This window comes from Hyphomonas sp. GM-8P, from assembly GCF_003263315.1.
Classification (GTDB): Bacteria; Pseudomonadota; Alphaproteobacteria; order Caulobacterales; family Hyphomonadaceae; genus Hyphomonas.
Window position 1 is genome coordinate 1 of sequence record NZ_AWFE01000147.1, and the last position, 1280, is coordinate 1280.

Sequence of the window (1280 nt, forward strand, 5' to 3'; positions counted from 1 at the left end):
TTGTCCGACCCGGAGACATAGGTAACACTTTGTACCGGAGAGATAGGTTACACATTCGCTCCGAACGGGTTGTTGATGGTCTGCAGGGTTCTCTGCTCGAGGTCAATGTATCCGAGGTCATAGTGCATGAAGGTGACGAGCCAGATTCCGTCATCGACCTCCTTGATTCCGACCCGCTGACCGGCGAGCACGGTTGAGATGTTGATTTTCTTCCGATGCATGCAGATCCGGCCACAGGCTGTGATCAGGACCTCGCGATCATGGAAGGGATAATCGATCTCCGGCAGGCCTTCATAGATCCGGGCTGAGGGTGTGTAGACCTCTGCCGGCGTTGCCATATCGAGCCCTTCATGAGGGCGTTCTGTGTTGTACTCGCTGACGAAGTCATCGAAGCGGACCTGCTGCTGGAGGGGATTGGCTGAAGCCGGCCGGGTGGTTTCCTGCTTGAGGGTCAGGTGCATACGCTCATGCCGGCCGTTCTGCTGCGGATGTCCGGGCTTGATGCGTTCGATGGCGATGCCGAGCCTCAGCCACCAGACCGAGAGTTTCGAGAGATTGTAAAGACCGTTGGGACTGGCAAACGGCACGCCATTGTCTGAGCGTATGGCCTTCGGCAGGCCACGCGCCCGGAACAGGGTATGGAAGGCTTCGATGACGGGCGCCTCCTTTGTGCCCTCAAGCGCCTCGCAGGCCAGGATGAAGCGTGAGGCATGGTCGGTGACCGTCAGAGGGTAACAGTAGGCCTGGTTGCCGAGACGGAACTCGCCCTTGAAGTCGACACACCAGAGGGCATTGGGAACCGAGCCGGCGGACAGGGCGGTTCCCAATGCCCTCTGGCGCTTCCGGCCAGCCTTCTTCACCAGGCCGTGACGGTCCAGAACCGCATGAATGGTCGAATGAGCCGGAATGCGTACATCCCCTGCCAGGCGACGCACCAGCAGTTCCCGGATCTTGCGGGCACCCCAGCTGGGCTTGTCTTTCTTTGCCTCGATGATCGCCCGTTCGATCGGGACGGGTAGCTGGTTGGCGTACCGCACGGGCCGACGGGAACGGTCCTCCAGGGCGATCAGCCCTTCTTCCTTATAGCGATTAAAGATCTTGTAGCCCGTCTTCCGGGAAATCCCGAACTCACGGCAAAGATCCGTCATCGACTCGCCTTCAAGCCGGCGGGCAACAAAGCGTAGCCTCTCGTCCATTTTTGATTGTTCCTTCCATGGCATCTCAACCTCCCGCCAAAGCGAGAAGTGTTACCCATGTGTCCGGTACAATCTGTCACCCAT

The 1280-nt window shown here is 58.9% G+C and carries 1 protein-coding gene; it reads right to left on the reverse strand.

What is annotated here, in order from left to right:
* Positions 1–47: 47 nt before the first annotated feature.
* Positions 48–1220 (reverse strand): IS481 family transposase, encoded by a 1173-nt coding sequence (locus HY26_RS18800; protein WP_112074355.1) that lies wholly within the window; start codon positions 1218–1220, stop codon positions 48–50.
* Positions 1221–1280 lie beyond the last annotated feature (60 nt).